At 57.6% G+C, this 24454-nt stretch carries 23 protein-coding genes and 1 pseudogene; 11 read left to right on the forward strand and 13 right to left on the reverse strand.

What is annotated here, in order from left to right; genetic code table 11:
• Positions 1 to 441: 441 nt before the first annotated feature.
• From B0E42_RS10340 to B0E42_RS10360, 5 genes are all read left to right on the forward strand, one after another.
• Positions 442 to 1470, forward strand: a complete 1029-nt coding sequence (locus B0E42_RS10340; protein ID WP_077506326.1) for a restriction endonuclease — start codon at positions 442 to 444, stop codon at positions 1468 to 1470.
• A 259-nt stretch (positions 1471 to 1729) separates the two neighbouring features.
• Positions 1730 to 2482, forward strand: coding sequence for a DUF5677 domain-containing protein (locus B0E42_RS10345; RefSeq protein ID WP_139353133.1), 753 nt, complete (start codon positions 1730 to 1732; stop codon positions 2480 to 2482).
• 74 nt (positions 2483 to 2556) lie between these two features.
• Complete coding sequence (locus B0E42_RS10350; protein WP_077506328.1) at positions 2557 to 2961, forward strand: hypothetical protein; 405 nt, start codon at positions 2557 to 2559, stop codon at positions 2959 to 2961.
• Positions 2962 to 3047: 86 nt separating this feature from the next.
• Positions 3048 to 3512 (forward strand): hypothetical protein, encoded by a 465-nt coding sequence (locus B0E42_RS10355; protein WP_077506329.1) that lies wholly within the window; start codon positions 3048 to 3050, stop codon positions 3510 to 3512.
• A gap of 72 nt (positions 3513 to 3584) precedes the next feature.
• A complete protein-coding gene (locus tag B0E42_RS10360) occupies positions 3585 to 4286 on the forward strand; it encodes a DUF3223 domain-containing protein (RefSeq protein ID WP_139353134.1) in 702 nt (233 codons plus the stop codon).
• Between the two features lie 66 nt (positions 4287 to 4352).
• Here the strand turns inward: B0E42_RS10360 and B0E42_RS10365 are convergent, their stop codons facing one another.
• The gene (locus B0E42_RS10365; protein ID WP_077506331.1) at positions 4353 to 5540 is read right to left on the reverse strand and encodes a DUF5677 domain-containing protein; all 1188 of its coding nucleotides are present in this window, start codon (positions 5538 to 5540) and stop codon (positions 4353 to 4355) included.
• A 124-nt stretch (positions 5541 to 5664) separates the two neighbouring features.
• Positions 5665 to 5934, reverse strand: a complete 270-nt coding sequence (locus tag B0E42_RS31080; RefSeq protein ID WP_077506332.1) for a hypothetical protein — start codon at positions 5932 to 5934, stop codon at positions 5665 to 5667.
• A 204-nt stretch (positions 5935 to 6138) separates the two neighbouring features.
• Here B0E42_RS31080 and B0E42_RS10375 point away from each other — a divergent pair, with 204 nt between their 5' ends.
• On the forward strand, positions 6139 to 6729 hold the full coding sequence (locus B0E42_RS10375) for a sce7726 family protein (RefSeq protein ID WP_077506333.1): 591 nt from the start codon (positions 6139 to 6141) through the stop codon (positions 6727 to 6729).
• On the opposite strand, the gene B0E42_RS10380 is transcribed toward B0E42_RS10375, so the two are convergent.
• The 6 genes from B0E42_RS10380 to B0E42_RS10405 form a co-directional block, all read right to left on the reverse strand.
• The gene (locus B0E42_RS10380; protein WP_168188509.1) at positions 6685 to 7752 is read right to left on the reverse strand and encodes a beta family protein; all 1068 of its coding nucleotides are present in this window, start codon (positions 7750 to 7752) and stop codon (positions 6685 to 6687) included. The genes B0E42_RS10375 and B0E42_RS10380 overlap by 45 nt on opposite strands.
• Complete coding sequence (locus tag B0E42_RS10385; RefSeq protein WP_077506335.1) at positions 7745 to 8614, reverse strand: ImmA/IrrE family metallo-endopeptidase; 870 nt, start codon at positions 8612 to 8614, stop codon at positions 7745 to 7747. The genes B0E42_RS10380 and B0E42_RS10385 overlap by 8 nt, the downstream gene beginning before the upstream one ends.
• Complete coding sequence (locus B0E42_RS10390; protein WP_077506336.1) at positions 8607 to 9251, reverse strand: hypothetical protein; 645 nt, start codon at positions 9249 to 9251, stop codon at positions 8607 to 8609. The genes B0E42_RS10385 and B0E42_RS10390 overlap by 8 nt, the downstream gene beginning before the upstream one ends.
• 519 nt (positions 9252 to 9770) lie before the next feature.
• Positions 9771 to 10385: a hypothetical protein gene (locus tag B0E42_RS10395; protein ID WP_174599574.1), complete on the reverse strand. Its 615-nt coding sequence runs from the start codon at positions 10383 to 10385 to the stop codon at positions 9771 to 9773.
• Between the two features lie 137 nt (positions 10386 to 10522).
• Positions 10523 to 11377 (reverse strand): hypothetical protein, encoded by an 855-nt coding sequence (locus B0E42_RS10400; protein WP_053187624.1) that lies wholly within the window; start codon positions 11375 to 11377, stop codon positions 10523 to 10525.
• Between the two features lie 172 nt (positions 11378 to 11549).
• The gene (locus tag B0E42_RS10405; protein WP_077506337.1) at positions 11550 to 13475 is read right to left on the reverse strand and encodes an MAC/perforin domain-containing protein; all 1926 of its coding nucleotides are present in this window, start codon (positions 13473 to 13475) and stop codon (positions 11550 to 11552) included.
• A 211-nt stretch (positions 13476 to 13686) separates the two neighbouring features.
• Here B0E42_RS10405 and B0E42_RS10410 point away from each other — a divergent pair, with 211 nt between their 5' ends.
• Positions 13687 to 16986, forward strand: a complete 3300-nt coding sequence (locus B0E42_RS10410) for an AAA family ATPase (protein ID WP_077506338.1) — start codon at positions 13687 to 13689, stop codon at positions 16984 to 16986.
• Positions 16987 to 17069: 83 nt separating this feature from the next.
• Here the strand turns inward: B0E42_RS10410 and B0E42_RS10415 are convergent, their stop codons facing one another.
• A complete protein-coding gene (locus B0E42_RS10415) occupies positions 17070 to 17624 on the reverse strand; it encodes a cysteine hydrolase family protein (protein ID WP_077506339.1) in 555 nt (184 codons plus the stop codon).
• Between the two features lie 98 nt (positions 17625 to 17722).
• Here B0E42_RS10415 and B0E42_RS10420 point away from each other — a divergent pair, with 98 nt between their 5' ends.
• From B0E42_RS10420 to B0E42_RS10435, 4 genes are all read left to right on the forward strand, one after another.
• A complete protein-coding gene (locus B0E42_RS10420) occupies positions 17723 to 18718 on the forward strand; it encodes a GlxA family transcriptional regulator (protein WP_018612254.1) in 996 nt (331 codons plus the stop codon).
• A gap of 141 nt (positions 18719 to 18859) precedes the next feature.
• Positions 18860 to 18991: a hypothetical protein gene (locus B0E42_RS31450; protein ID WP_256578284.1), complete on the forward strand. Its 132-nt coding sequence runs from the start codon at positions 18860 to 18862 to the stop codon at positions 18989 to 18991.
• Positions 18992 to 19044: 53 nt separating this feature from the next.
• On the forward strand, positions 19045 to 20148 hold the full coding sequence (locus B0E42_RS10430) for a DUF3182 family protein (RefSeq protein WP_053187636.1): 1104 nt from the start codon (positions 19045 to 19047) through the stop codon (positions 20146 to 20148).
• A complete protein-coding gene (locus B0E42_RS10435; RefSeq protein WP_077506341.1) occupies positions 20138 to 20896 on the forward strand; it encodes a S9 family peptidase in 759 nt (252 codons plus the stop codon). Before B0E42_RS10430 ends, B0E42_RS10435 begins: the two co-directional genes overlap by 11 nt.
• A gap of 159 nt (positions 20897 to 21055) precedes the next feature.
• Here the strand turns inward: B0E42_RS10435 and B0E42_RS10440 are convergent, their stop codons facing one another.
• From B0E42_RS10440 to B0E42_RS10455, 4 genes and pseudogenes are all read right to left on the reverse strand, one after another.
• Positions 21056 to 22057 (reverse strand): lysylphosphatidylglycerol synthase domain-containing protein, encoded by a 1002-nt coding sequence (locus B0E42_RS10440; protein ID WP_053187639.1) that lies wholly within the window; start codon positions 22055 to 22057, stop codon positions 21056 to 21058.
• Entirely contained in the window at positions 22044 to 23342 is a 1299-nt protein-coding gene (gene clsB, locus B0E42_RS10445; protein ID WP_077506342.1) for a cardiolipin synthase ClsB, read from the reverse strand. Before clsB ends, B0E42_RS10440 begins: the two co-directional genes overlap by 14 nt.
• Positions 23339 to 24148 carry an endonuclease/exonuclease/phosphatase family protein gene (locus tag B0E42_RS10450; protein ID WP_077506343.1) on the reverse strand — a complete coding sequence of 270 codons (810 nt, stop codon included), beginning with the start codon at positions 24146 to 24148 and terminating at the stop codon, positions 23339 to 23341. Before B0E42_RS10450 ends, clsB begins: the two co-directional genes overlap by 4 nt.
• A gap of 26 nt (positions 24149 to 24174) precedes the next feature.
• Positions 24175 to 24372, reverse strand: a pseudogene (locus B0E42_RS10455) (DUF72 domain-containing protein); the annotation flags it as partial.
• Positions 24373 to 24454 lie beyond the last annotated feature (82 nt).

The following is a 24454-nucleotide window of genomic DNA, read 5'->3' on the forward strand; positions in this document are numbered from 1 at the left end:
GCGATATCAGCCATTTTTTGATGCATCGCTACAACTGGATTCGGCCTCACCAATTCAACGATGGGTTGGCGCCAGCGCGGGCCGAGGAAAATCTTAACGTCGTGTCCGGGATTAGTTGACCACTACAAAAGAAAGGCAAACCGGTTCGGAGATCGCGGGCAGGATCGTGACCCGGAATTCGTAGCGGATTTTAAACTTGTCATGGAGAACTTAGAGACAGTACGAGCGCATCATAATGGTGGCTCCCTGATGACTTAAAGCTACCTCAAATCAGCGGCCCTGCCTTGGCGGTTTTTAGGTCGAAACAAAGTCATGAGATTTTGGTGGCTGTGGTGTGCTACACCAACCTGCGCGGCATCAGTAGGATTTCTTATCAAAAAATTATGGACGACCGATGGCAGACTTTTGATGGTCTTCTATAGGTAGCTTACGGGAGCTTTTGTGCACGATATCAACTCAAACGGAGAGTACCTGGAGCGGCTTGTAGCCGAGATATTTCGGGCGCTGGGTTACGAGGATGTTCGCAACAACCCTCGAGGCATGACTGCCTTGGGAAGGCATTATGAGATCGACGTTTCCTTTATTAGGGACGGTGAGGTTGGCGTAGCCGAAGTTAAGCACTACAGATATTTGTCTCCTCCCACCCCCAGTCTATTTCTAAAGGCTCTCAGACAGGCAGATAGCGTAAGAGAGCTGGTAGGAGCCCGCGTTGCTATCCTCGCTTTTTCGTGCCCATTAACACCTAGCTTGGCAGAGGCCGCAAAGGCATTCCCTCTGGTCGAAATTTGGGATGCTGCGGAACTATTCAGGCGCGCGGCTGGATTTCCAGGGCTTACACGGAAGCTGGAGCACTTCTTCGAAGCAACGACATCTCCCTACACCAAGCCAGCCTTGGCCCTAGAAACCGGTCTTTCCGAAACTAAAGAGATGCCCCAGAAGACTGGGCGCAGATTGGCCGATACACTTCTGGGTATTAGACCTGGACGAAACATGGCGGCTGCTTTCGAGGACGCGTGTATCGCCGCTTTGAAGTATCTGTTTGAAACCGACCTTCATGGATGGCATGAGCAGTCGAATACCGATGATGAGCTTCACCGCAGGGATCTCGTATGTCGAATACTTCCTAACGCTGAAATCTGGAAACTCATGCTCGATGATTTGGGCAGCCGGTACGTGATTTTTGAGTTCAAAAATTATACCGACCCAATCACTCAGAAGGAGGTGGTTACAACTGAGCGATATCTGTATCCCTCAGCCCTTAGAAAGCTTGCAATTATGATATCGCCCAAAGGGTGTGCCCCTTCAGCAGACAAGGTTATCCGAGGAGCAATGCGAGAAGGAGGAAAGCTGATTGTTTCACTCACCGTGCCCCAAATAGAAAAATTGCTCATCGCGAAGGATGATGGCGGAGACCCGAATACTTATTTATTCGAGCGGGTCGACGAGTTTCTGATGGGATTGGGCCGGTAGAAATTTTTTCAGCGCCGTGGTTGCCTATGAGACGTCTTGCGACAGTGGGCGGACAACCAAATTACGCCGGTTTGAATGGTAGGGGACTAGGCCTATCGAGCATCAAGGACAGATAATAACCAGAGTCTACCTAATGTCATCTACCCCGCACCCTACGTCCCATCGCCATCCCGAAGAAGATTTCGGAACGCTGACCGAACTGTTTGCGAGGATGATCGAAGCTCAGCGAGGTCAGGTGTTGAGCTCCGCAGAGGCGTGGATGAATGACGCCCAGATATTGGCTGTAAAGCTATTTAAGCAGGCCTGTTCGGTCAGGTTGATACTTGATCCGACACAGTTGGACTTCCCCGAAGGCTCACAAGTCGTCTTCGTCGATCATTCCTCGGCGACAATCCTAGCTCGTGCCTGCTTAGAAACTTTCATTGTCTTCCACTGGATTTTCCAATCCCAAGATCCTACCTTGCGCAAATTTCGACACGGTGTTTGGCGATTAGGCGGGTTGATGGACAGGCTCAAGCTACATCCTTCTACTGATCAGGCTAGAGAGGTGCTGAAGGTGGCACGGCTTCAAGCCGCAGACCAGATTGCAGAAATTGTGTCATCTCCTTTTCTTGGCAGCTACAGTCCGGATCAGGTTAAGCGACTGATGAAAGGAGACTGGAGAGTAGGCTGGTCATGGACGGACGAAGCAGTAAGGGCTGGCTTCAGCAAAAAATACTTTCAGAACGTGTACTCCCATTTTTGCGGGTACGCGCACACGTCCTACATCAGCTCAATGCAAATGGGACAAGCCCAGTCAATTGAGGATCAGCGAATGCTTGGCTTAGTCGCTTTGCAAACCTGCGTCCATGTGTTGGCTCGAGCGATAGCGTTTTACGCGGAGCTTTTCCCAAAAGGCCACACAGCGCTACAGACGTCTCCAGAGGCGGCCCGGAATCTGGCGTATTTCTGGGGCTTCACGAATGTTGATATGGATCCTCTGTACGAAGAGCCTTCAGGGGGACATCAGTGAGGTAGGTATGATGGGCATATTGCGTCCTATCAACGCCCAGCAGCGACCTCCAGGTGGGTTGGAGAATCAGGAAGATGAATCACAACGAAGAACTCCGGAATCGAGAAAAGGCCAGGCGGAAGGCTTTTTGGGCGTTGGCCTCTCTTCCACCAGGAGATCCTAGGGCGCTCGACGTCTTGGATGTTCTCGACGGTATTGAGCTAAGCGAGGCCGATGAAATCTTAGGCTCGGTAACGGTACTCAGTGTTGGCGAGCTCCGTGATGCCATTCCTAGCGAGCCTCATCCGATTGGCTGCCGCATAGTCCGCGAAGAAAACATCCCTCAACCCTGGCGAGAGCGATTCCTGCATGCGAGCGTGGGGTCAACGCGAGCAACAGAAGGGGCTTACGTGCACGATTGGGAGAAGTTCTTGAATGAATGGGAGCATGAGATGCAGCATCTGCAGAACCACCGTGATGCACAGGCTGCTCGAGGCTAGAGCGGCTAGTTCGAGCGGTGGGAACACGTATGCATAAGCAGTCGGTGTAGCCCGCTGAAGTCTCAATATCCAAACAGGAGTAGCAGGTGGCAAGGCCTTCGTTTTTTATCGATTTCGAGGCCTCAGGGATAGCCCCGGATAGCTATCCCATTGAGGTGGCAGTCGTGTCGAGTGAGATCTCCTTCCGCACGCTGGTCAAGCCAGCCCGCTACTGGACGCACTGGTCGTTTGATGCACAAGACATGCATGGCCTCAGTCAGGATCGGTTGCGTCAGCAAGGTGATACGCCGGTCACTGTGGCGAGACATATGAATCAACTGTTTTCAGGGCAGCTTCTCTGCAGCGATTCGCCACTAGACAGCTTTTGGCTTGATGTCCTATACGAAGCAGCAGATCTGATGCCCACCTTCCAGCTGAAGCCTCTGGAGGTGTTTGTAGGGCGTGAAACTGCCAGTGAGATCTACCGCCTACTGCCAACAACCAAGCACCATCGAGCGCTCCCGGACGCGACTGCGTTGATGAACGCCTGCCGCGCTTTTTTACGAGCTTGAGCTTTCAAAGATGTGGTTAACTCTCCGTGCTATACCGATTAACTTGCGTGAGACATTACCTGAGGGAAGACGGTGCCATATCTGATCAATGATGAATGGTTTGCAACCAAGGACGCTGTTACAGATCGTTGCAGACAGATCTTGGCTAGAACACCTGACGGCACGATGGTAAGTGACGCTGATTCTGATTTTCTGTACGGACTTTTCCAACACCACGATGAGTGGGCAGAGAAAGCCGGAGATGGCGTCAAGGGCATCACCACCCAACTGACATTTCACGGTACTCGCTGCTTTATGCTTCGTCGGCATTGCGATACGGAAATTGATATTGGCTTTACGCACTCGGTAAAACTCATCCCTAGCACCCGAGCAAAAGAGCGCCAGCCCCAAAAGCTCCTGGACTTTCGTTCAGGTGCTCGCACAGCTATCACGGAACAGATCCGACTTTTCCGTGACCAGAGGTTGGTTGGTGCTGTTTCGTGTCCAGTGACAGGAGAATTACTGGGGCGACATAACGTGGCCGTCGATCACATAGCCCCCAGCACATTTGATCAGGTACTTTTCAGCTTCTGTCAGTCAAGCCAAATCAATCCACTTGGTGTGGTCGTGGGATCGCGTGATGGTGTGGTCGCCTTTCTGGAGGACACAAATCTGCGCATAGCCTGGGAAGACTATCATCTCAAGCATGCACAGCTTAGGATCATCTCGAAGACTGGTAACCTCAAGCTGCCCAAGCCATCCATCCCTTGGGTGGAGCTATGCAGCCCCCTGTGAGGGGGCCGGAAGCATGCAGGTGTGCAGCTGATATCGTGGCCAAACGGGCCGTGGGTGATCGCTTGCTCAGCTCTTGAAGAGGATCTCTCGTGCTTCGAAGTCAACGCGAAATGCGAAAGGTAATTCCTGCAGTTTGTCGAAAGCAGCACTGGTAGCAGGCTTGTCGTTAATGATTAGTCTCCAGAAAAGTGGATCGAACCACTCCAAGCTCTGCCCTTCGTCCTCAGACTCTCGGCGTCGAAGCACCTGTTCACCAGAGTCTATGTCAATGAAGACAATGGAAAGAGCCGTTTCGGACTCCCGAGTAACCTCTATTTGTATCGTTCCCTGGTTAGGGAGAACAACTGTTTCACCTATCTGAAGTTTCTGTCCTGACTCTTCAATGTCGAGAACGGGAGCGGTGGTGCTCTCCCTAGGCTTCTTGGGAATCAAATCTCTGAAAAGCTCGTGCAGTTCATCTCGAGCGCCTACCAAGAGGCTCATGGAAAACGATAGGAAAAGGCACGTGTAGCTTTCTTCAGTTGCGCTAGGTAGGCCACGACCTCGTTCCTCAGCGCCTTCGCCTATCCGGTAGAACGACATAGGAAGGCCATGAACATGGCTGGAGAGCAAAACGTAGAGCCAGCGGAATGTTTGCTTGTCGACACCCACTCGCTCTCCGATATCCTCAAGAGGCATTAAGTATGCAGTTTGGCCATGGAGCAGGTTCTTTTGACTCTTAGCTGGCAGGGACTGGAAGAAAGGATTGGCTCGAAGCCGATCACGCAGCTCTTCCGCTTGAGCTGTGAAACCCTCGACCTGCTCCGCTTCACCTTCTGTCGCCTCGAACATTCGGCGACGAGAAGTGCAGTCATGTAGATTGAAAATGTTCCAGCGGCAATCCCATTCATCTTGACTGCACGCCTCAGCACATAGGTAGTGGAAAGCTAACCGGAGCTCCAAAATCGTTCTGGTAATTCCAGCGACCGAAGCGTAGTCCCAGTGCTCAATCAGCTTTGATGCCCAAGGGGTGTGAGGCACCAGGGTCAAGAGTGAAACAGCCCTCGTGCAAAGCGCCGTGAATAGGACAGACGCGTAGAAATGCTTTCCAGAGGGGGATTCGATCCCGGCATAGTCTTGGGAGATGTGCATGCACTCCCGCACAACGTTGTCTAAGCCCTTCACTCTCTCTTGATATGTTTCTGATGGTTCTGCGCCAAGTGAGCCTTTATCGACCAAGGACTGACGATCTTCCTTCCCCTTATCCTGCTCCATGAAACGCTCCTATAGAACTTCGCCGTCGTCCGATTTTGCACTGGCTTGATGCCCTAGGTAAACCTAGCCAGCAACGCGATCTTTAGGCGAACAACCTCTACTGTTGGGCTCTGATTCCAAGTGGTTACTGATTATCAGTTGAGTCCTTTGAGCTTTGGATGTAGCTCAGTGTGCTAGGCGCTCCTGGTTTGCGGACAAGATGCTTCAACTGCTCACGCGAGGCGACTATCTGGTCGCGGAGCTCTTCGGGATCGATAAACATCCCTCCCTCTGGTGTCACCCTGAGGGTCTTGAAGCTGTTCGCTGCACGGATGAACTCGCGCTCACGCGTTTTTTCACGCTCGGGGCGGCGGTCGGGGAACAGCCAAGCTGTGAGGCGTTGGACAGTGATCATGTTGTGCTCCAGTGGCGCTGGTTGAAGCCGAGGTGCTCCAATAGGCTATCACTCGAACCGCTTTCTAGCATGGGCAGTAGGGCTTATAGCGATCCGAATGACCTTGGCGCTAATTCCAGAACCCTCACCACACACCTCCGTTAGGCTCCCAACAATGAGCCTCATCGGCTAAAATCCTACGCTTGCATCTGCTTGGAGCTCTAAGTGCTCAGAGATAAAGAAATTCGATATGCCTTGGTTGACCACTTGATAAGGCGGTCGCCTAAGCCTGCTCGGGTGCTTGAAGAACTAACCATCGACAATGGTAATGCCATTGCTGATGTAGTTGCGTGCTATCGAGAAATGCATTGCTACGAGATTAAAGGGCAGACTGACAACGTCAGGCGATTACTAGCCCAATCTGAATTCTATTCTCAGTCGTTTCCTAAACTTACCTTGGTTACAACTGAGAATCATATGAAGTGGGCTGCTGCACATGCTCCCGAGCACTGGGGCTTAATGCTAGCTAAAATGCAAAGGGATCGTGTCGTGCTCAGCTATATTCGGAAGGCTGGCACAAACCCTAGTTTTTGTAAGCAAAAAGCTTTGCTGATGCTTTGGAAGGCCGAACTGACTGCTATTGCTAACGCACACCCTCAAGTCTTAGTAAAAAAATCCTTCACACGGGCAGACATTGCCACGGCAATTAGCATGAGGGTTACTAAAGAGGACGCCCTGAGCGGGATTCAGAGCGCAATCGTCAGTCGAACATTAAATGTTGTTCACGATGAACGTGATGTGAGCAGCAGTGAGTGATTTTATCCAAGTGCTGGGGCTTCCACCTTTGGGTGGTCTATGCGCGGAAAGATAGCTTCGCTCATGAATATAGTTATCGCCATATGAATAAGCAGCACCTCGATAAAAAGCCTGCCCAACAATATCATCGGAAATAGTAAAATACTGCTGGTAACCGTGAGTCTTGAAACGCCTGCCACGTGATATATAGAATTGGTCACTGTGCGTGTAGAAAACTTTAGGCGTTGATACACCACTCATCAGCTCAGGATTGAGATCAAGATCCGAATACTCAGGACTAACTACGCCATAATCCCCATAAAGGACGTTTTGGTAGTCAGGCGAGCTCGTCAAGGTGCGCCAGAGCCGGTATTCTTCTCGAATCACATGTTTTTTTACATCCGTTCCTATCAATGTTGCAATATTGCCTGGGATTACAGACCCTGACACTGAAGTCGCGTCAACCTGGAAGTCCAAATTGAATCTAGACAAAAAGCGTTCGACTTTTCTTTTAGACTCAACATGGTCATCAACAATTCTAAGGTCTATCAGAAGAACGACACCAGCAGGCTGGGCGGCCTGAATTTCATTCCAAAGTAGGTCGAGTCTTGGCTTAGTGATGCCGTAGCTTTCGATATCTGTTTCTTGTAAACGCACACCTAGCGAGCCTGGCTTCATTCGAATGAAGTCGAAAGCTGCAGAGTTATGATCAGGGCTGCGATCCAGAGCAACTACTGGCATCAAGCTGTAGTCCTTGAGAGCACCGAGTATATACCGATACTGGAAAGATCCAGCAAGATTTATACTTTCATCGATATCAAGGTTGTCTACAAAAAACCAATACTCAGAATCAGCATCTTTAGACTTTTTTAGCTCAGCCGACGCCAACCTAATTCGCTTTAAAATCTCGATCTCGGTCATTATGTTTTGTGAGCGCGGCACATCATACAATGGCGTTATTTGACTTCTAATTCCTGGCGCCAGCTGAGCAACACCTTGAATCTCATTTTGCTTAAATTTCAAAAACGGGATGTACTTAATCATCGATAAACCCAAAAGCTTCACGCAAATTCATGATTGGGACAAACTCAGGGTAAAGCTTGTAGTTTTTGGCTTGATGACGCAGCATCCCGGCGGCGATAGCAGGATGAACCCTTGCTCGTTCACAGTACATGAGGAACTGACGCTTTTCGGCTCGCGCATTCCAAATTAATCGCCAATTTTCTCGCGAGACCAGACTATCTTTAGCGATGATATTAGCTTCTACCTCTACTTCAGATTCATCATCTTCTTCAAAGTCATCCAGAATTGGCTGATCAAGCTGTTGGTAATGTAAAGAAATATGTGCCAACTCATGCATTAGCGTGAACCAAAAGCTATCGTACCGGTTGTACCGAAGCGCTATTCCCACGACCGGTGTACCCTGCGGAAGCTTGAAGGTGCATCCGTCCATCTTCATAGACTTGAAACCTGGCTCCACTACCAAGAGAATCCCATAGGCGTCCGCCAAGACCTCGATGAGAGACGTAGTGTTGTCTGGTTCTAGGCTTAGAAGTGCGATCTCCCTAAGTTGCTCAAGGCTCAAACCTTGGAACTCAGGGACAGCTCGTTTCAACATGGCGAATTTCGATGTCTCATTGACCATCGACAACCAGGCTTGAACTTTGGTCTCTTCAGCAGAGTGATTCTTTCGGTAGAGCACAGTTTTACTATTGTTAGTTGCATTGAGCGCAAGCCGGATAATAAAGTCGTCATAGGCTTCACCTGGTCTTGCGTGCGTTTTGGCATCGGCTGGCTTCAAGGCTTTCCTTAAGCCAGAAAGAGCCGTTGTGAATTCCACTGCAGCAGCCCGCGAGGATGGGTAGACCTCGAAATCCTCTGGGAGAATCTCTGGCGTGTCAGACATGATGAGCCTCCCCTGCGAGCTTCCCTGCTATCTCTGGAGACGCCTCGAAATACCGCAGATTCTCTTTTTCGGCATCAACTTCATACTCAATCATGCCAAGGTAGCGGTAATACCCCTCGGCAGTCGGCAGTGAATGTAAGCAGAAGCCTGGCCGGTAGCCGAGGGTATTGATGGCGAAGTGGGAGGCGTGGGCAATCAGAACTCGACTGACACTTCCGAACTGCTTTCCATAGTTCGGTCGATCTCTATTCCAGTAAGCCGAGGCAACGTAATCAATATAGAAAATACGCTCGCCATCCAGTCGGCTTTCCTTGGGATGGTAGATGACGCAAGTCGCTTGAATCCGTCCCAGCGCGGTCAAGAAAAACCAGTGGTAATCGTCGCTCCGGAACGCAAATGCTTTATCCAGCCAACTCCAATGGAAATCAGACAACCCATAGGTGGGCAACTGATCGAAAAGTACGTTGGGGTCGGTGGCGGCGGCAGGGATGTCAGCTAACAGCTGCCCCATAATCCGATGCTTCTCAGTGTCCCACTGCTCACTCAGCTGAAACACGTACAAGGGCGCTAAGCCCTTATGGATTTGATAGGGAATCTGCTGCCCTGTATGACGGCACTCAAGTGTAGGCTCAGCCATTTAGGCGCCCACCTTTCATGGCCAGGTAGCTCGCTGATCCGAATGGCGTCATCTTGGAAATCCCTCTCCCTATTGATGGCCAGATGATGACACCGTTTGGTTGCGCCCTCAATGCCCTCTATTTTAGCGCCAGCCTGCTGTGCTACTAGCTTTACGAAAAGCTTTACAGAGCGGCTTTGTCCGTCACTTTCCGAGTGATTTTCCAGGCTCCTTGCTTCCTCTTTCGATCTTTACAGAATCAGGAAGCGCTAGCTTTACAGATGCTCAGCCGCGACTATCGAGCTGATTTTCAAGGAGTTTGCTTTACAAAATTAAGTCTCGAGACCTTGAAATCTATAAATAATCTATATGAGTCAGTCTCTTACAGTCTTTTATCCGCACCCCCGTTCTGATGACGGGTTGAGACTACTCAGCCAATAGTTTGAAAAAGGCCCCAAGCGCACTTTGCCCTTGGGGCTTTTTATTGATTGGCGCAGGCCTGGTTCGTGGCTCGAGGACACCGCGCGATCCAGGTCTTGCTCACAAATCCAGATCCAATACTTCCTGCATCCTCTCGCCAATCGACTGCCTCAACCACTCGGCATGGAACGCCATGTCCCGCACCGTTACATCCGAAAACCGAAGTTCGCTCGGCTTGCCATTGGCCCCGGCGAAGCACACCACAAAGTGACAAAAGTGGGCGGAAGCGGTCGTTATGTAGGGCCTGATGGAATGGATATCGCTGTAGGGCACGCATTCTTCGGTGGTTTGCCGGGCAGGGCGGCGCTGGGTGAAGGTGAGGCGTTGCTGGCGTTCGTCGAAGCAGAAGCCAAGCACCTTGGGCCCGGAGACGAGCCAGTTGATCACGCAGACGGCCGCGAATGCGCTGATGAACATGAGCGCTAGAATCAGCGGATCTTCGATCATTCTCATGTGAATGGACGACAGACCTTCGACCTTGAACAGCATCATGGTAAACACTGCCAGCCCGTAGACGGGCAGGGCCAGTAACATCCCCGCAGCGTAAATCATGGTGCCCAGGAATCCCTGCCTGGAGTCGTCGCTTGAGCAATCCCACGTGGGCGGGTGCCGTGGCGCTGATGTAGCGGTCGGGAACGGGGATTCGACCAGGCGCGGCGGGCGTTTGCGTTTCATGCGGCTGGCTCTTGGGAAAAATACCCGGCCATTCTTATCGTTATTGCTCAAGTACGCCTAGTAAAAAACAGTTCGCCCGAGGTTGGGTTCTTCCTGGCCCCCGCCACCCAGATTTCTTGCCTGCCGTGCTATCACCCTCAAAGTCGGTAATTTGCCGGTAACTCATGCCGTGTCGGCGTCTTCTCTTCGTGATAGTGCGGTTTGCCCTGGGGGGAGTTCATCAAGGTCGAATTGGCCAGGATCGTCTCCGTCAGCAAACAGTCCTCGCCTTCCCCGAACCAGCACGCCAGCGCCGAGTTTCGGTTGCCGTGCATGTCCACGACGGCCGGCCAGTTTTCGATGCCGTGGGCGTCACTGGGGGCAATGTCGGGGTAATGCTTGGGCGGCAGGACCAGTGCATCACCGGGCCGCAGCCACAGGTCAGCCAGATGAATTTCCCTGGCCGCAGGACGCCAGCGGGCGACGCTGATCACCAGCGGCAAGCGTCCGTAGCGGGAAAAGAACGCGTGGGGGAAGTTGTGGTATTCGAGGTCGGTCGGGTTGTAGGTCAGCAGCTCGCGCTGGCGCGCCGGGCCCAGGTAGGGCGATTGGTGGCCGGCCCATTTGCCGTAGGTGTATTGGCCCAGGATCAGTTGGTCGTACTCGAAACGCAGGCATTCGCCGTTGCCGAGCAGGGTCATGCCGAAGGCTTGCGCCGTTTCCCTGGTTGCCCAGATGGGGGCGTAGTGCACTTCGCTGGCGTGGAAGTCGAACGTCTTGATCCAGTAGGAGCCGCTGTTCGTTGGAACCTCACGGTCCCTCCAACTGATGCCGGAGTAGCGAGTGCCCAAGGACAGGGATGGATTGTCGGGGCTGAGCGGGATCAGGTTGCCGCGCACCTGGACACTCGGCTGCGCCAACCCATGGTCGTTGAACAGATAGGGAAAGCGGCGGGGATCGAGGGCTGTTTCCACGCCGTCGCCGATAAAGGGAACACTGTTGAAGACTTGCATCGTATGGGGACCACGCACGCAAGAGGGCTAGGGGGAATGGCAGTCAATCAAGCCACAAAACCTGTGGGAGCGAGCTTGCTCGCGATAGCGGTGGGTCAGCTTGCATCAATGTTGAATGTGCCGCCGCCATCGCGAGCAAGCTCGCTCCCACAGGGGGGGTAACTATCGGGTATCAACTATACGGACGATGCTGCTCGCGCAACCAATCCATGCCGTGAGGTTTGCGCCAAGGCCGGACGGCGGCGCGCTTTTCAATCTGGATCAGGCACAAAGCGGCCGCCCAGCAGTGGACCATCAACAGGTGAAACACCTCATCGCCGCGCCGGTCCCAAATGACGTCGTCCTGCTGGCGACCCGGTTCGATGGGCTTGAGCCGGCAGTCGCCCTGGTCATGCATGCCCTGCAGGCAGGTTCCCGTCTCATAGTTGATCAGCAGCACCGGGTGATTGATTTCCGGATAAGGTTTTTCCAGCTCGGGCATGTACCAGAATTGTCCAGGGTTGTGCCGGTCCGGCGTCAGCATGGCGATACGGGTCCGGTTTTGCGGATCGACCGCCAGGGCCGGTTTGGCGTCGGTATTGTTGCGCACGATGTACAGCGCGGTGCGAGGGTCTTCTTCGGTCGTTGCGGTTTTTACCAACTTGACCTTGCCGAACGAGTCGTGGGAAAGCCGAGCCTTGACCTTCACCGTTGGGTTGAGGTCCTTGCCTGCCTGGCCAAAACCGGCAATGAGTCCATCGACACCGGGCACCTCGAAGTCATTTCCCGCCAGCACATAGGTCAGGCCGGACAACGGGTTGGGTTGCATGTGCTTGGTCAGCGTTTCCCAGCGTTTGAGCGACACTTCGCTGGCGCCGTTGGCCAGCAGGGCCTCGCGCATGGCGTACCCCGGGTAGTAGCGTGAGTCGCGCGGCCAGCGTTCAGTGGCCATCAGCAATTTCTGCCCGTTTTTTTGTCTCAGCAGCAGGGCCAGTGCATCCCAGAACTGTTCAAATTCCGTGGTCGATGCATTCGCGGCGGGTGGGTAGTGGAAACTTTCGCTGGTTTCCTTGCTTTTGTTGTCGACGAACACCATTCGCAAGGCCGGGCGGGTTGCCGTGGTTTTGGAGGTGGTTAGCCGCCCGGAGCGGCCGAGGACAACCACCGACTCTTGCCAATTGGCTTCGATTTCCGCCTTGTAGCTGGTGTACCACTGGTAGGCCTGCTCCAGGGCCGTACGGGTTTCGCCTTCCTTGACGAAGCGATAGACCGGTGCGATTGCCAACTCCACGACCGTCGGGTCGTCGGGCAGCGATTCGCGCCATTTGCCGAACTCCGCATTGCAATTGCTCGGGTCTACTGCGTTGAAAGCGATGGGGTGCGTGCCGCCCCGGGTGGTCAGGTTGGCGTTGCGATGGGCGATATTTTTCTTGACCGTTTCCGAGATCGACGTCGTCGCACTGCCACTGACAAAGGCGCCGTATTCGGCCTTGACCATCGCATCGAGGGTGTTGGTCTGGCTGAGGAAGCTCTTGAGTGCGGTCATCGCATAGTTCAGCGAGCCGCCGACGGTCACTTCGCTGACGATATCGGCGCCAAAATCGACGAGGAAGTTGAAAAACGCTGTCGGATTGCCCGGGTCGAAGGCCTTGGGCAGGTCATCGACACGCTTCTTGAACGCTTCAGTCGCATTGGCCGGATTGACTTCGAAGGTCAGTTTCCATAACCGCACCGTGTGGCTGTAGAGCGCGGCTTCGCGCTCTTCGAGCGTCTTGAGGTCGCTGCCGAAGGTGGCTTTGAAACCGGCGGAAAAGGCACCGTATTTACCGGCGGCTTCGACACTCGTCTGGGTATGTCTTTCGTACTCGTCGCGGGAGGAAAACGTCTCGGTCGAGAAATTGTCGTTGGCCACGACCGTGGACATGGTGACGTTTTTTCCCACGTTGTAAGACGTTTTCCGGTACGGCACCGCACGTTTGCCCGACTCGGTATCACCGACCTTCTGGCATTCCTTGCTGTCGCCGGCCCAGTCGAGCCGGTTCAGTCCGCGCCCCAGCAGCTGCGAACCGCCGATATCCCGCACGTCGTCGCCTGCGGTGCCCTTCAGTCCATCGTTCATCGCCTTTCTCCCATCGCTCAGGTTGTATCAACTGGGTGCCAATTGATGGGAGTGAGTATCGGGAGGGTCGTGATAACCGGACAGTCCAGAGCAGTGTCAGTCCGGTATCAGTTTGGTATCAGGCCAAATGCCATCTTTTCATTAACCCGCAGAGAGGCGCTGGAGTACACTCGATCGGCTGCCGTTGTCCCAGGGTAGAAGGGTTATCGACATGGACTCCCGACACAATACCTTTGCTGCCCTGCCCAAGCGTGATGCCTCGATATCCGACGGTCGTGTGCTGTTGGACGCGGTGTCGTTGAAAGGACTGCGCAAACAGCATGGCCTGAGTCAGGAAACCCTGGCCGAGGCCTGCCTGAACCGGCATTTGTGCGTCTCGATCGCCTCCATCAAGCGGGCTGAAACCGGCAAGCCAGTGCTTTATCGCACCGCTCGGCACCTGGCGACGGCCTTCGGGGTCGATGTGAGTGCGCTGTTGGGCGACCCCGCCTCGGCGGCTTTGGTGCACATCCAACAGACGATGACCGAACTGCACCAGGTGGCCTTTGCGCAACAGGCGCAGAAACAGATCGATGACAGCGTCATTCGCTATGTACTTGAACTGTCCTTTCGTATCGATGGGGTGCCAGGGGCGACGTTCATGGATGAAGTCGAGCGTCTGGTGCGTCAGTTCGGTGGCGTTCCACTGGGGATGACGCAGGATGTGGTGATCGCCCAATTCGGCTCTCCGCAGGCGTATCGCAGCGATAGCGAACGGGGCCTGCTCTGCGCGTTGGCGCTGAGCCGCGAGCAATTCGTTACGCCAGGGCATGCCTTGGTGCTGCGGCTTGTGCGCCTGAGTGCTGAAGCGACATACCTCCATGTTGAGCCTGCTTTGCTCGCACAAAAGCCGTTGCTGGATCGTCATGGGAATGCGCCGGTGTATGTTGCGCAGAACCTGCTGGAACAACTCGCTGCCCGGTTTGAGTTTTCCGCCTCCGACGATGAGTTTCAGGCCTATCGCAAATGCCTGCGCCCGCGCAGCCTCGACGAAAACGCACCGCGTCCGTTGGTGGGGCGAGCCATTGAACTGTTGCAGTTCAAGGCAGTGATCGAAGCCACCCAGGAGTGCCAGGACGGGCACGTCGTCTATGTGCGCGGCATGGCGGGCATTGGCAAGACCCGCCTGGTCAGCGAGTTTTTCGAGATGGCCCGACAGCGTGGCTTTGCCTGCCATCGCGGCGATGTGCTGGATTTCGGCATGGACAACAGTCTGTGGCCCCTGGGGCAATTGGTGGCCAGCCTGCTCAACCTCGGTGGGGCGCCGCCCATCAGCGCGTCGTTGTTGGACGCGGCCTTGTCCCGCCTGAAAGTGGCCGCCGAACATCGCATGTTCCTGCAAGTGCTGACGGGTGTGTCGTCTGCGGAGCCGCCCATCCTGTATGGCGCGATGAGCAACCAGGCCCGTACCCAGGGGCTGTTCCAGGCTTTGCTCGACGTGTTGCTGCGCGTCGCGGTGCAACAGCCCTTGTTGATCTGCCTCGAAGACCTGCACTGGGGCGACACCACGCTGTTTACGCTGCTGGGCAAGCTGCTCGATGCCACTGACGAAGCGCCGGTGGTCTGGCTGCTGACGTCTCGTCCCGAAGATGACCCGCTGGGCGGCGAAATCCGTTCGTATTCCTCCAGCCCCATGAGTCTGCTCGACATCGCGCCGATCCGGGCGCGGGAGGCCACGGTCCTGGCAGAGCAATTCATCGATGTCGATCCGCGCTACCGGGCTGAATGTGTTGCCCGCGCCCAGGGCAATCCGCTGTACCTGACGCAACTGCTGTCGAGCCAGCAAGGTATTTTCCCCGACAGTCTGCGGCATCTGGTCCAGACCCGCTTTGACAAGCTGGCCCCCGAGCAACGTCGCGCCCTGCATTACGCCGCGGTGCTGGGTAATCGTTTCGAGCTGACGCTGTGGCGCCAAGCGCTGGGGCTGCCCGGTTATCTGCCGACGGCGGACATGCGCCAGGGGCTGCTGCGGGAAGTCGAGCCAGGCAGCTATCTGTTTGTCCACGACTTGGTCATGCATTGTCTCTACGACGCGATACCTACGTTGCTTCGCGAGCAGTTGCACGGTGAGGTGGCGGGTCTCTACCGCGAGCGCGATCGGGTGCTCTATGCCCAGCATTTGCTGCGGGCCAACGATCCGGCGGCGTTCGACGCGTTGTTGCTTGCCATGGGCGAAAAACGCCTGGCCTGCCAGTACGACGGTGTCCTTGCGCTGGCGCGGCAGTGCGCGGTGTTTGCCGAGCGTACGCAGGGCGATTTTTCCTTCGCATTGTTGTGTGGCCAGGCGTGCTCGGGCCTGGGCCAGACCTTGGAGGCTCGGGCGCATTTCCAGCGGGCCTTGGCATTGGCCGAGCGGCCACAGGATCAGATCGAGGCCGCGCTGGGGCTGGCAGCGGTCCTCAATACCCTCGATTGCCTGGACGAGGAGGAGCGCCTGATCGAGGATATGCTGCCCATCGCCTGGGCCATGCAGGCCCATACGGCGCTGGCCCGGTTGAATCACTTGCACGGGAACATCTATTTTCCACGGGGCGACTACGCCGAGTGTCGCCGGCTCCATGAAGAGGCCTTGTCCTGTGCCCGCATCGGCCGGGATCTGGAAACCGAGGCCAAGGCCTTGAGTGGCATTGGCGACTCCTATTACGCACAAGGGCGCATGCAGACCGCCTACGAGGTGTTCGATCAATGCGTACGCCTGTGCGAGCGCAATGGGCTGGCGCACGTGGAGGCGGGCAATCGCAGCGCCCGTGGATCGGCGCAGCTGTACCTGGGCCAGCCGAAGCAGGCTTTGCGTGACGCCATGGAGGCCATCGAATGCAGCACCCGGCTGGGCAATCATCGGGCACAGGTTTTCTCGCGGCTCACGGCGGCCTGGGTGCTGGTGGCGGGCGGCGAGGATGCCTTGGCGGAGCAAGAGCTGACCTGCGCCCTGGCCTTGGCGCGCAACCTCGGCGCCAGCCGTTTCGAAGCGATCCTGCTGGAAGGGTTGGCGCGGGTGGCGTTGCGCCAGGGCGAGCGCGGGCTGGCGCAGACCTTGATCATGGAGGCGGCGAGCCTGGTGGAGCGCTTCGAGCTGCAGCGCTACATCGGGCCGTGGGTCTACGGCAGCCTGGCGATGATCAGCGACGATGGGCCGCTCAGCCAGCAGGCTTTGGCGACGGGCGAAGCCCAGCTCACCCTGGCCTGCCTGGCCCACAACGCTTTGCGCTTTCGCGTGGCCGCCGCTGAAACCTGCCTGTTGGCGGGCAATACCGAACAGGCGATCTGGCATGGACAACAGATGGCAGCATTGCCCGAGTCGGCGTCATGCGCCTGGATCACCCACCATGTGCGGTTGATCGACGTGGCGGGGCAGTGGCTGCGCAGCGCCGATCAAGCCAGCGGCGAGAAGCTCAAAGGGATGGCGCGCGAAGCGCAACAGATGGGATTCGTGGCGACGATGCCGAGGTTGCTGCAAGTGCTGGATGTGTGATCGCTTCCAGGCACAGCGTTGATGCCTGAGAAAAAACCGCACTTCGGCGATGAAGTGCGGTTTTTTTTAGAGGTGTCGTGTAGTTAGCGATTGGCCGCCAGGAATTGCTCGGTGCTCACCACACTCGCGTAGGCAAAACCCAGCGCGGCCATGAACGCCGCATGCACCTGGGCAGCCGGCACGACGACGCCGTTGAATTCCAGGTCGAGGGTGGCGCAGGCATCATGAATCACCGTGACGCGGTAGCCCAGGTCCGCTGCCGCCCGCACCACGCCGTGAACGCACATGTGGCTCATGCTGCCGACCACCACCAGTTGTTCGATGCCGTGCTGGTCGAGGATGGCTTGCAGTTCGGTTTCGCGAAACGAATTGACGAAGTGCTTGAGCACTACCGGTTCATCGGCGCGGTTGAGCACCTTGGGGTGCAACTGTGCGCCTTCGGAGCCTGGGGTGAAGAAGGGGGCGTCGTCGGAGGTGGATTCGTGGCGGATATGCACCACGTTGTCGCCGGCCTGGCGAAAGGCTTCGATCAAGCGTGCGGCGTTATCGGCGGCGGCGTGGGCGCCGACCAACGGCCATTTGCCCTGGGGGAAGTAGTCGTTCTGGATATCGACTACGATGAGCGCTTGCTTGGACATGGGGGCTTCCTTGATCAGATTGGGTGTGAAGCCAGTATTGGCTTTTGCCGTCGCTTCGAGGATTGGCCGCAACGACAATAAGCGAGGGAAAACTGACAATGACGCAGCAAAGGGCAGTCGCCGAGCTTGGGGTGCTCATTTACCCTGGCGCGCAACTGGCGGCGGTGCATGGCTTGACCGATCTGTTTGCCGTGGCGCAGCGGATCGCGGCCGAGCATGCCAGCGTGCAGTTGCCAACGCTGCGGGTGAGTCACTGGCGGGCGGAGGAGGGCGAGGCTCCGCTGCGGGTGTTCGACAGCGAAACCGGCCCGGCGGGCAAGCTGGTGGCGTTGTTGATTCCACCGTCCCTTGCCGGTTTCAGTGCAGGCTTGGTCTCTCAGGCGCTGATGGATTGGCTGCGGGCGCAGCATGCCGACGGCACAGTGCTGGGCGGGGTTTGCGTGGGCTCGATCCTGCTGGCCGAAAGCGGCCTGCTTGACGGGCGCAGCGCCACCACCCACTGGACTTCGGCCAAGACCTTTGCCGCGCGTTACCCGAAGATCAAGCTTAACGCCGACAAACCCATCGTCGACGACGGCGACCTGATCACCACCGCCGGGCTGATGGCCTGGTCGGAACTGGGGCTGCGCCTGGTGGACCGCTTGCTCGGGCCCAGCATCGCCACCCGCACCGCGCAATTTCTGGTGATTGAGCACAGCGACAGCGCGAGCCAGTGCGGCAGTAACTTTGCGCCCATCCTCGGCCATGGCGACCCGGCGATTCTCAAGGTCCAGCATTGGTTGCAAAGCAGCGGCGCGGTGGAGGTTTCCCTCGGTGCGATGGCCGAACGCGCCGGTCTGGAAGAACGTACTTTCCTGCGCAGGTTTCGCGCCGCCACCGGGCTCAAGCCCACCGAATACTGCCAGCACCTGCGCGTCGGCAAGGCCCGGGAAATGCTGGAATTCACCAATGGCACCATCGACCACATTGCCTGGACCGTCGGTTACCAGGACCCGAGCGCCTTTCGCGCGACGTTCAAGAAAATCACCGGGTTGGTGCCGAGCGATTACCGGGCGCGGTTTGGAGCAAGCCCGTCGAGCGTTCCCAAAGGCTGACGCTGATCCTTTGTGGCGAGGGGATTTGTGGGAGCAAGGCTTGCCCGCGATGGAGGCGCCTCGATTTCTGAAAGACCGCAGCGCCTTCATCGCGGGCAAGCCTTGCTCCCACATAGACTCCCTCGCCACAGGAGGGGGCGTATGCTGCTGGAGATCGTGCAATTTGCCGGATGCCTGCCGTTTCTCGTGCAGAATGAAACAGGCCCGGTGCTATCAATTGCTCCCGACGCGCCCGCTTGGCTGACCCTCATCGCCATTACCTCGTTGGCCTGATCTCTGCACCTTTCCCTGTCTAAAGCCATCGAGCGCAGGAAAAAGGGCAACGCATGACACCAGTCAATCGCAACAAGCGGGTAGTGGCCTATTCGGTCAATCCACAAGCGCCGCGCCATGAGGTCGAGACCAACCGTGCACTGGCCCAGTGGCTGGCACAGATCCTGGGATGGGAGTACGACGACAGTCATGACCCTCAGGCCGGTCATGATCTTTATCTGTTGCCCACGCAAACCCTGATCGGCGCCGAAGCCGCGATGCGCCTGGGTGTCAAAGGACCGGAGGACGTGTGGGGCGGGTATGTCGAGCATGATTTTATCTGCACCAAGGCGATTACCCACGGTCTGTTGAATAAGGACGCCGTGGCGCCCAAAGGCTGGTCGCCGCTGTTTGCCAAGCTCACGCGAGGCGCGGTACTCGATGGCGTGACGGTCTTTTCGCTCAAGGATGCGCGCCCGGCCGCCGAGCACTTGCTGTACACCGGGCCGATTCGCCTCAAGCCGATCCATGCCTGTGCCGGACGTGGCCAACGGCTGATCAAGAGCCTGGCGCAGTTCGATGAAATTGTCGCCGGGCCTGACGCCCAGGCGCTGTTTCGCGAAGGGGTGGTGCTGGAACAGCACCTCAACGAGGTCAAGACCCAGAGCGTCGGCCAGAGCTTCATCAATGGCAAGGTCCTGAGCTATTGCGGTGTGCAACACCTGACCCACGACAGCGAAGGGTTGGAGGTGTACGGCGGGTCGGACCTGCTGGTGGTGCAGGGTGGCTATATCGAGTTGCTCAGGCTCGAACTGCCCGATGATGTGCGCGAGGCGGTGCGGCTGGCGCAAGTGTTCGATGACGCCGCCAACCAGGCCTACCCGAGCTTTTTTGCATCGCGGCGCAATTACGACATTGCCCAGGGCCTGGATACCGCCGGCCAGCCCCGTGGCGGCGTGTTGGAACAGTCGTGGCGCATGGGTGGCGCCAGCAGTGCCGAGCTGGCGGCGTTGCAGGTGTTCGTCGAAGCGCCGCAAACCTGCGCGGTGCGGGTGTCCTCGGTGGAGACCTACACCGAGCAACCGCTGCCGCCCGGCGCGAGGGAGGTCTATCGCGGCGCGGCGCACAACGGCGACTTCCTTCTCAAATACGTAACGGTTCAATCCTATGACGGCTAGAAGTGAAACCATTCAGATCGAGATTGACGATGAACGCATGAACGGGACGTTCCTGAGTCCCAGGTCGAAGGTCCCTGGCGTGCTGTTCGTGCACGGTTGGGGTGGCAGCCAGGAGCGGGACCTGGAACGGGCCAAAGGCATCGCCGGCCTGGGTTGCGTGTGCCTGACCTTCGACTTGCGTGGGCACACCGGCGGGGCGGGGATCCCCTTGGCGCGAGTCACCCGCGAGGACAACCTGCGAGACCTGTTGGCGGCCTACGACCGCCTGCTCGCGCACCCGGCCTTGGATACCTCGGCGATTGCCGTGGTGGGCACCAGTTATGGCGGCTACCTGGCTTCGATCCTGACTTCGCTGCGCCCGGTGCGCTGGCTGGCCCTGCGGGTGCCGGCGCTGTACCGCGACGAGCAATGGCACACGCCCAAGCGCGACCTGGACAAGACCGACCTGCTGGATTACCGCAGCACGCTGGTGCACGCCGGAACCAATCGCGCCTTGCATGCGTGTTCGCAGTTCACCGGCGATGTATTGCTGGTGGAGTCCGAGACCGATGCCTACGTGCCCCATGCCACCATCATGAGCTACCGGGCGGCGTGCCAGCAGACCCATTCGCTGACGCACCGGATCATCGACGGCGCCGACCATGCCTTGAGCGACCCCGTGTCACAGCAGGCCTACACCTCGATCCTGGTGGGCTGGATCACGGAAATGGTGGTGGGAGAGCGGTTGAGCATTATCCAGGAGCGGTGATCTGGATTTTGTATCGTCTGTGCGGGCCTCTTCGCGAGCAAGCCCGCTCCCACAATGGATCTATGGCGAACACAGAATTCGTATCCAGCACAGATCCCTGTGGGAGCGGGCTTGCTCGCGAAGGGGTCAGCACAAGCAACTCATCATTCAGGCAACCCATCACTTGGGCCCAGGCTTGACCCGCAACGCCTTGGCCTTCGCCTCGATCACCAGGTACATCACCACGGTAATCAGCAACGGCAAGATGAAGTAGATCGCCCGGTAGGCGATCAACCCCGCCAGCAGGCTGCCCCGCGACACTTCATGTTGCAGCAGCGCAACGAACACCGCCTCCAACACCCCGAGCCCCGCTGGAATGTGGGTAATGACCCCGGCGATGCTGCTGATCAGCAATACCCCGAGCACTACCGGATAGTCCAGTTTGCTGGGCAGCAACGTGAAGATCACCGCCGCCATCAACGACCAGTTCAGCGCGCCCAACGCCAGTTGCAGCACCGCCATGCGCAATGACGGCAGGTTGATTTCCATGCCGCGAATCGTCCACGCCCGGCGCTTGGAAAATCGACAGGCCACCAGGTAACCCGCGCTCACCAACAGCAACAGCGCACCGACGCCTTGCAGCGCATCGCTGCTGAGTTTCCAGCCCGGTGGCATGGTCACCAAGCCGCTGCTGAACACCACTCCGGCCAGGGTCATGTAGCCGAACCAGTTGGTGGCCAGGCTCAGGCCGAGGATCTTGGCAATGTTCCCGCTGCTGACCCCCAGCCGCGAATACAGCCGATAACGCATGGCGATGCCACCGACCCAGGCGCTGAGGTTGAGGTTGAACGCGTAACTGATCACCCCCACCGGCAAGATCTGCCGCCAACCCAGTTTCTGGCGGATGTAGGTGCGACCGATCAGGTCGAAACAGGCATAGGTAATGAAGCTGGTGACGGTCAGTGCGGCGGCAATGATCAAGGTGCGCGCCTTGAAGTCGGCCAAGGTGGCTAACACCTCGGACCAATCGATGCGTCGGGCCAGGGTGGTGAACAGCACGATCAACAGCAGGAAAAACGCCAGGGTCAGCGGTCTTTTCCAGCGGCTCCAGCGAGATTTTGGCGTGGCCTGCTCCGGCGCATGGGCATCTGTCGGCGCGGTGTGCGCTTCAGAGGGGTTCATGGGGTTCGCTCCGGACCGCCGTCGGCGGCGAAAAAGGTTTCAGGCGCGGTTTATGGGCCGGCAGCCAGCCGGCCCAGGCCGGGAAATGGCGCAAACAGTGGAACACCATGAAACCGATGGTCATGCGCCACAACAGCCCCCGGGGGGCGTGGTCCTTGGGCATCGCGGTGCAATGGTTGCGGCTCAGGTAGTCGAGGCGCTCGAACAACTCGCGGTTGAACGCCCGGTCGCGGATCAGCACATTGGCTTCCAGGTTCAGCGACAGGCTCAGCGGGTCGAGGTTGCTCGAACCCACCGTGCTCCAGTCCTCATCCACCAGGGCGACCTTGCCGTGCAGCGGCCGCTCGCAGTATTCGTAGATCACCACGCCGGCCTTGAGCAGGTAGCTGTAGAGCATGCGCGCGGCGAGCTTGGCGATCATCATGTCCGGCTGGCCCTGCAGGATCAGCCGTACTTCCACGCCGCGCCGTGCCGCGTTGCGGATCTCGCGCAGCAACCGGTAGCCAGGGAAGAAATAGGCGTTGGCGATCACCACCCGCCGCTGGGCACTGCGCAGCACTTGCAGGTAGACCTCTTCGATGTCGGTCTGGTGTTCGTGATTATCCCGGTAGACCAGGCGCACCTGGCCGTCATGGTCGTTGAACGCCAGCGCGTTGCGGCGGCTGCGGCGGCGTTGCCACCAGTATTTGGCCCGGGCCGGCCGGCCACTCTGCAACAGCGCGAAGTGGTGGATATCCACCACCGCCGGGCCTTTGACCTCCACGGAATAGTCCTGCTTGGCCTCGGCGCCGAAATCCCCCAAGTGGTCGGCGGAAAAATTGATCCCGCCGATAAACGCAATCACCCCGTCCACCACCACGATCTTGCGGTGCAGGCGGCGGAACCAGTTGGTGCGGATCCCCAGACGCCGGGGCGCCGGGTCGAACATCTGCAAGCGCACCCCGGCGTCGCTCAATGAGGCCAGGAAATCGGTGGTCAACTCACCGCAGCCGAAGCCATCGAGGCTGACAGTGATCCGCACCCCACGCTCGGCGGCTTCGACCAACAGATCCCGCAGTTCAATGCCGACCTTATCCTCGAACAGGATGAAGGTCTCAATAAGGATTTCTGTCTCGGCCCGGCGAATGGCCTCGAAGACCCTGGGGAAAAACTCCTCGCCGTTCTCCAGCAGCTTGACGCGATTGTTGCCGTGCCAGCCGTATTCGATATCCGTCAGCGCCGGGTTGCGCTCGGTGGGTGGCGCCTCGACCTGCTCAACCGTCGCCTTGTTCATCGTCGCGCTCATAATTCGATCTCCACCGACAGCGGTGCGTGGTCGGAGAGGTGCGACCAGGGTCGTACGCTCAACACCTTGGGATGACGGGCCTTGAGGTTGCGCACGTAGATGCGGTCCAGGCGCAGGATCGGCAGGCGTGCCGGAAAGCTGCGGGCCGGTTTGCCCCACTGTTCGGCGAACACTTCCCGCAGGCCGCAGGGTTCGAGCAGTTCACTGGCCTTGCCGCGCCAGTCGTTGAAGTCGCCCGCGACGATCACGGGCGCGTCGGGCGGCAGTTCGCTCAAACGCTGGCAAAGCAGCTTGAGTTGCTCGACACGATGCCCCTCCCGCAACCCCAGGTGGACGCATATGGCATGCAGATCCTGTCCATCGCCCGGCAGGCGCAGCACGCTGTGGAGCATGCCGCGGTTTTCATGGCCGCTGATGGACATGTCCAGGTTGTCGTGGCGAATGATCTGGAATTTCGACAGCAACGCATTGCCATGGTCGCCCGCCGGGTACACCGCGTTGCGCCCGTAGGCGAACTGCGGCCAGAGGCTGTCGGCCAGGAACTCGTATTGCGGCATGCTCGGCCAGTTGCTGTAGCGCTGGGGGTGGTGTTCGTGGGTGCCGTGGACTTCCTGCAAGAACACCACATCGGCAGACACACTGCGCACCGCCTCGCGCAGTTCCGGCAGGATGAAGCGCCGGTTCAGGGCAGTGAAGCCCTTGTGGGTGTTGACCGTCAGCACGGTGAAGTGGCTGACCCGGTCGAGATCCTGGGCCTGTTGCCGGGTCGGCTCGTGGGTCGCTTCGGTGGTTTCTGGAGGGTTCATGGCAACACCCCTTCGGCCGGGCGCTCGCCGGGCAGGGTCTCGGCATACCACTGGGCATACCGTTCGGGGCGTTGCAGGGCGTAGAACGATCCATTGATTTCGATGCTATTGACCGCTCGCGAGGCGAATTGCAATTCCCGTTTCTGGGTCAGCCCCTTGGGGTAGAAATCCCCCCGCCAAGGCGTGTAGCGCCAGCCGCAAATGCCAATGTGGATCGCCGTCATGTATCCCTCCCGTGCCAATGACCTCGTACCGCCTGTGTCTTGTGATGACTGTTGCGCGGCCCGGAAAGTTTCGATGGTCTTA

The sequence above is a fragment of the Pseudomonas sp. A25(2017) genome (assembly GCF_002001065.1).
GTDB lineage: Bacteria > Pseudomonadota > Gammaproteobacteria > Pseudomonadales > Pseudomonadaceae > Aquipseudomonas > Aquipseudomonas kilonensis.

Coding starts and splice junctions, on each gene's coding strand:
- B0E42_RS10410 (WP_077506338.1), top strand. CDS start 13,687: ATGGACTCCCGACACAATACCTTTGCTGCCCTGCCCAAGCGTGATGCC.
- B0E42_RS10350 (WP_077506328.1), top strand. CDS start 2,557: ATGAATCACAACGAAGAACTCCGGAATCGAGAAAAGGCCAGGCGGAAG.
- B0E42_RS10400 (WP_053187624.1), bottom strand. CDS start 11,377: ATGCAAGTCTTCAACAGTGTTCCCTTTATCGGCGACGGCGTGGAAACA.
- B0E42_RS10390 (WP_077506336.1), bottom strand. CDS start 9,251: ATGGCTGAGCCTACACTTGAGTGCCGTCATACAGGGCAGCAGATTCCC.
- B0E42_RS10420 (WP_018612254.1), top strand. CDS start 17,723: ATGACGCAGCAAAGGGCAGTCGCCGAGCTTGGGGTGCTCATTTACCCT.
- B0E42_RS10450 (WP_077506343.1), bottom strand. CDS start 24,148: ATGAACCCTCCAGAAACCACCGAAGCGACCCACGAGCCGACCCGGCAA.
- B0E42_RS10345 (WP_139353133.1), top strand. CDS start 1,730: ATGAATGACGCCCAGATATTGGCTGTAAAGCTATTTAAGCAGGCCTGT.
- B0E42_RS10415 (WP_077506339.1), bottom strand. CDS start 17,624: ATGTCCAAGCAAGCGCTCATCGTAGTCGATATCCAGAACGACTACTTC.
- B0E42_RS10435 (WP_077506341.1), top strand. CDS start 20,138: ATGACGGCTAGAAGTGAAACCATTCAGATCGAGATTGACGATGAACGC.
- B0E42_RS31080 (WP_077506332.1), bottom strand. CDS start 5,934: ATGATCACTGTCCAACGCCTCACAGCTTGGCTGTTCCCCGACCGCCGC.
- B0E42_RS10365 (WP_077506331.1), bottom strand. CDS start 5,540: ATGGAGCAGGATAAGGGGAAGGAAGATCGTCAGTCCTTGGTCGATAAA.
- clsB (WP_077506342.1), bottom strand. CDS start 23,342: ATGAGCGCGACGATGAACAAGGCGACGGTTGAGCAGGTCGAGGCGCCA.
- B0E42_RS10440 (WP_053187639.1), bottom strand. CDS start 22,057: ATGAACCCCTCTGAAGCGCACACCGCGCCGACAGATGCCCATGCGCCG.
- B0E42_RS31450 (WP_256578284.1), top strand. CDS start 18,860: ATGCTGCTGGAGATCGTGCAATTTGCCGGATGCCTGCCGTTTCTCGTG.
- B0E42_RS10430 (WP_053187636.1), top strand. CDS start 19,045: ATGACACCAGTCAATCGCAACAAGCGGGTAGTGGCCTATTCGGTCAAT.
- B0E42_RS10395 (WP_174599574.1), bottom strand. CDS start 10,385: ATGAAACGCAAACGCCCGCCGCGCCTGGTCGAATCCCCGTTCCCGACC.
- B0E42_RS10405 (WP_077506337.1), bottom strand. CDS start 13,475: ATGAACGATGGACTGAAGGGCACCGCAGGCGACGACGTGCGGGATATC.
- B0E42_RS10380 (WP_168188509.1), bottom strand. CDS start 7,752: ATGATTAAGTACATCCCGTTTTTGAAATTTAAGCAAAATGAGATTCAA.
- B0E42_RS10385 (WP_077506335.1), bottom strand. CDS start 8,614: ATGTCTGACACGCCAGAGATTCTCCCAGAGGATTTCGAGGTCTACCCA.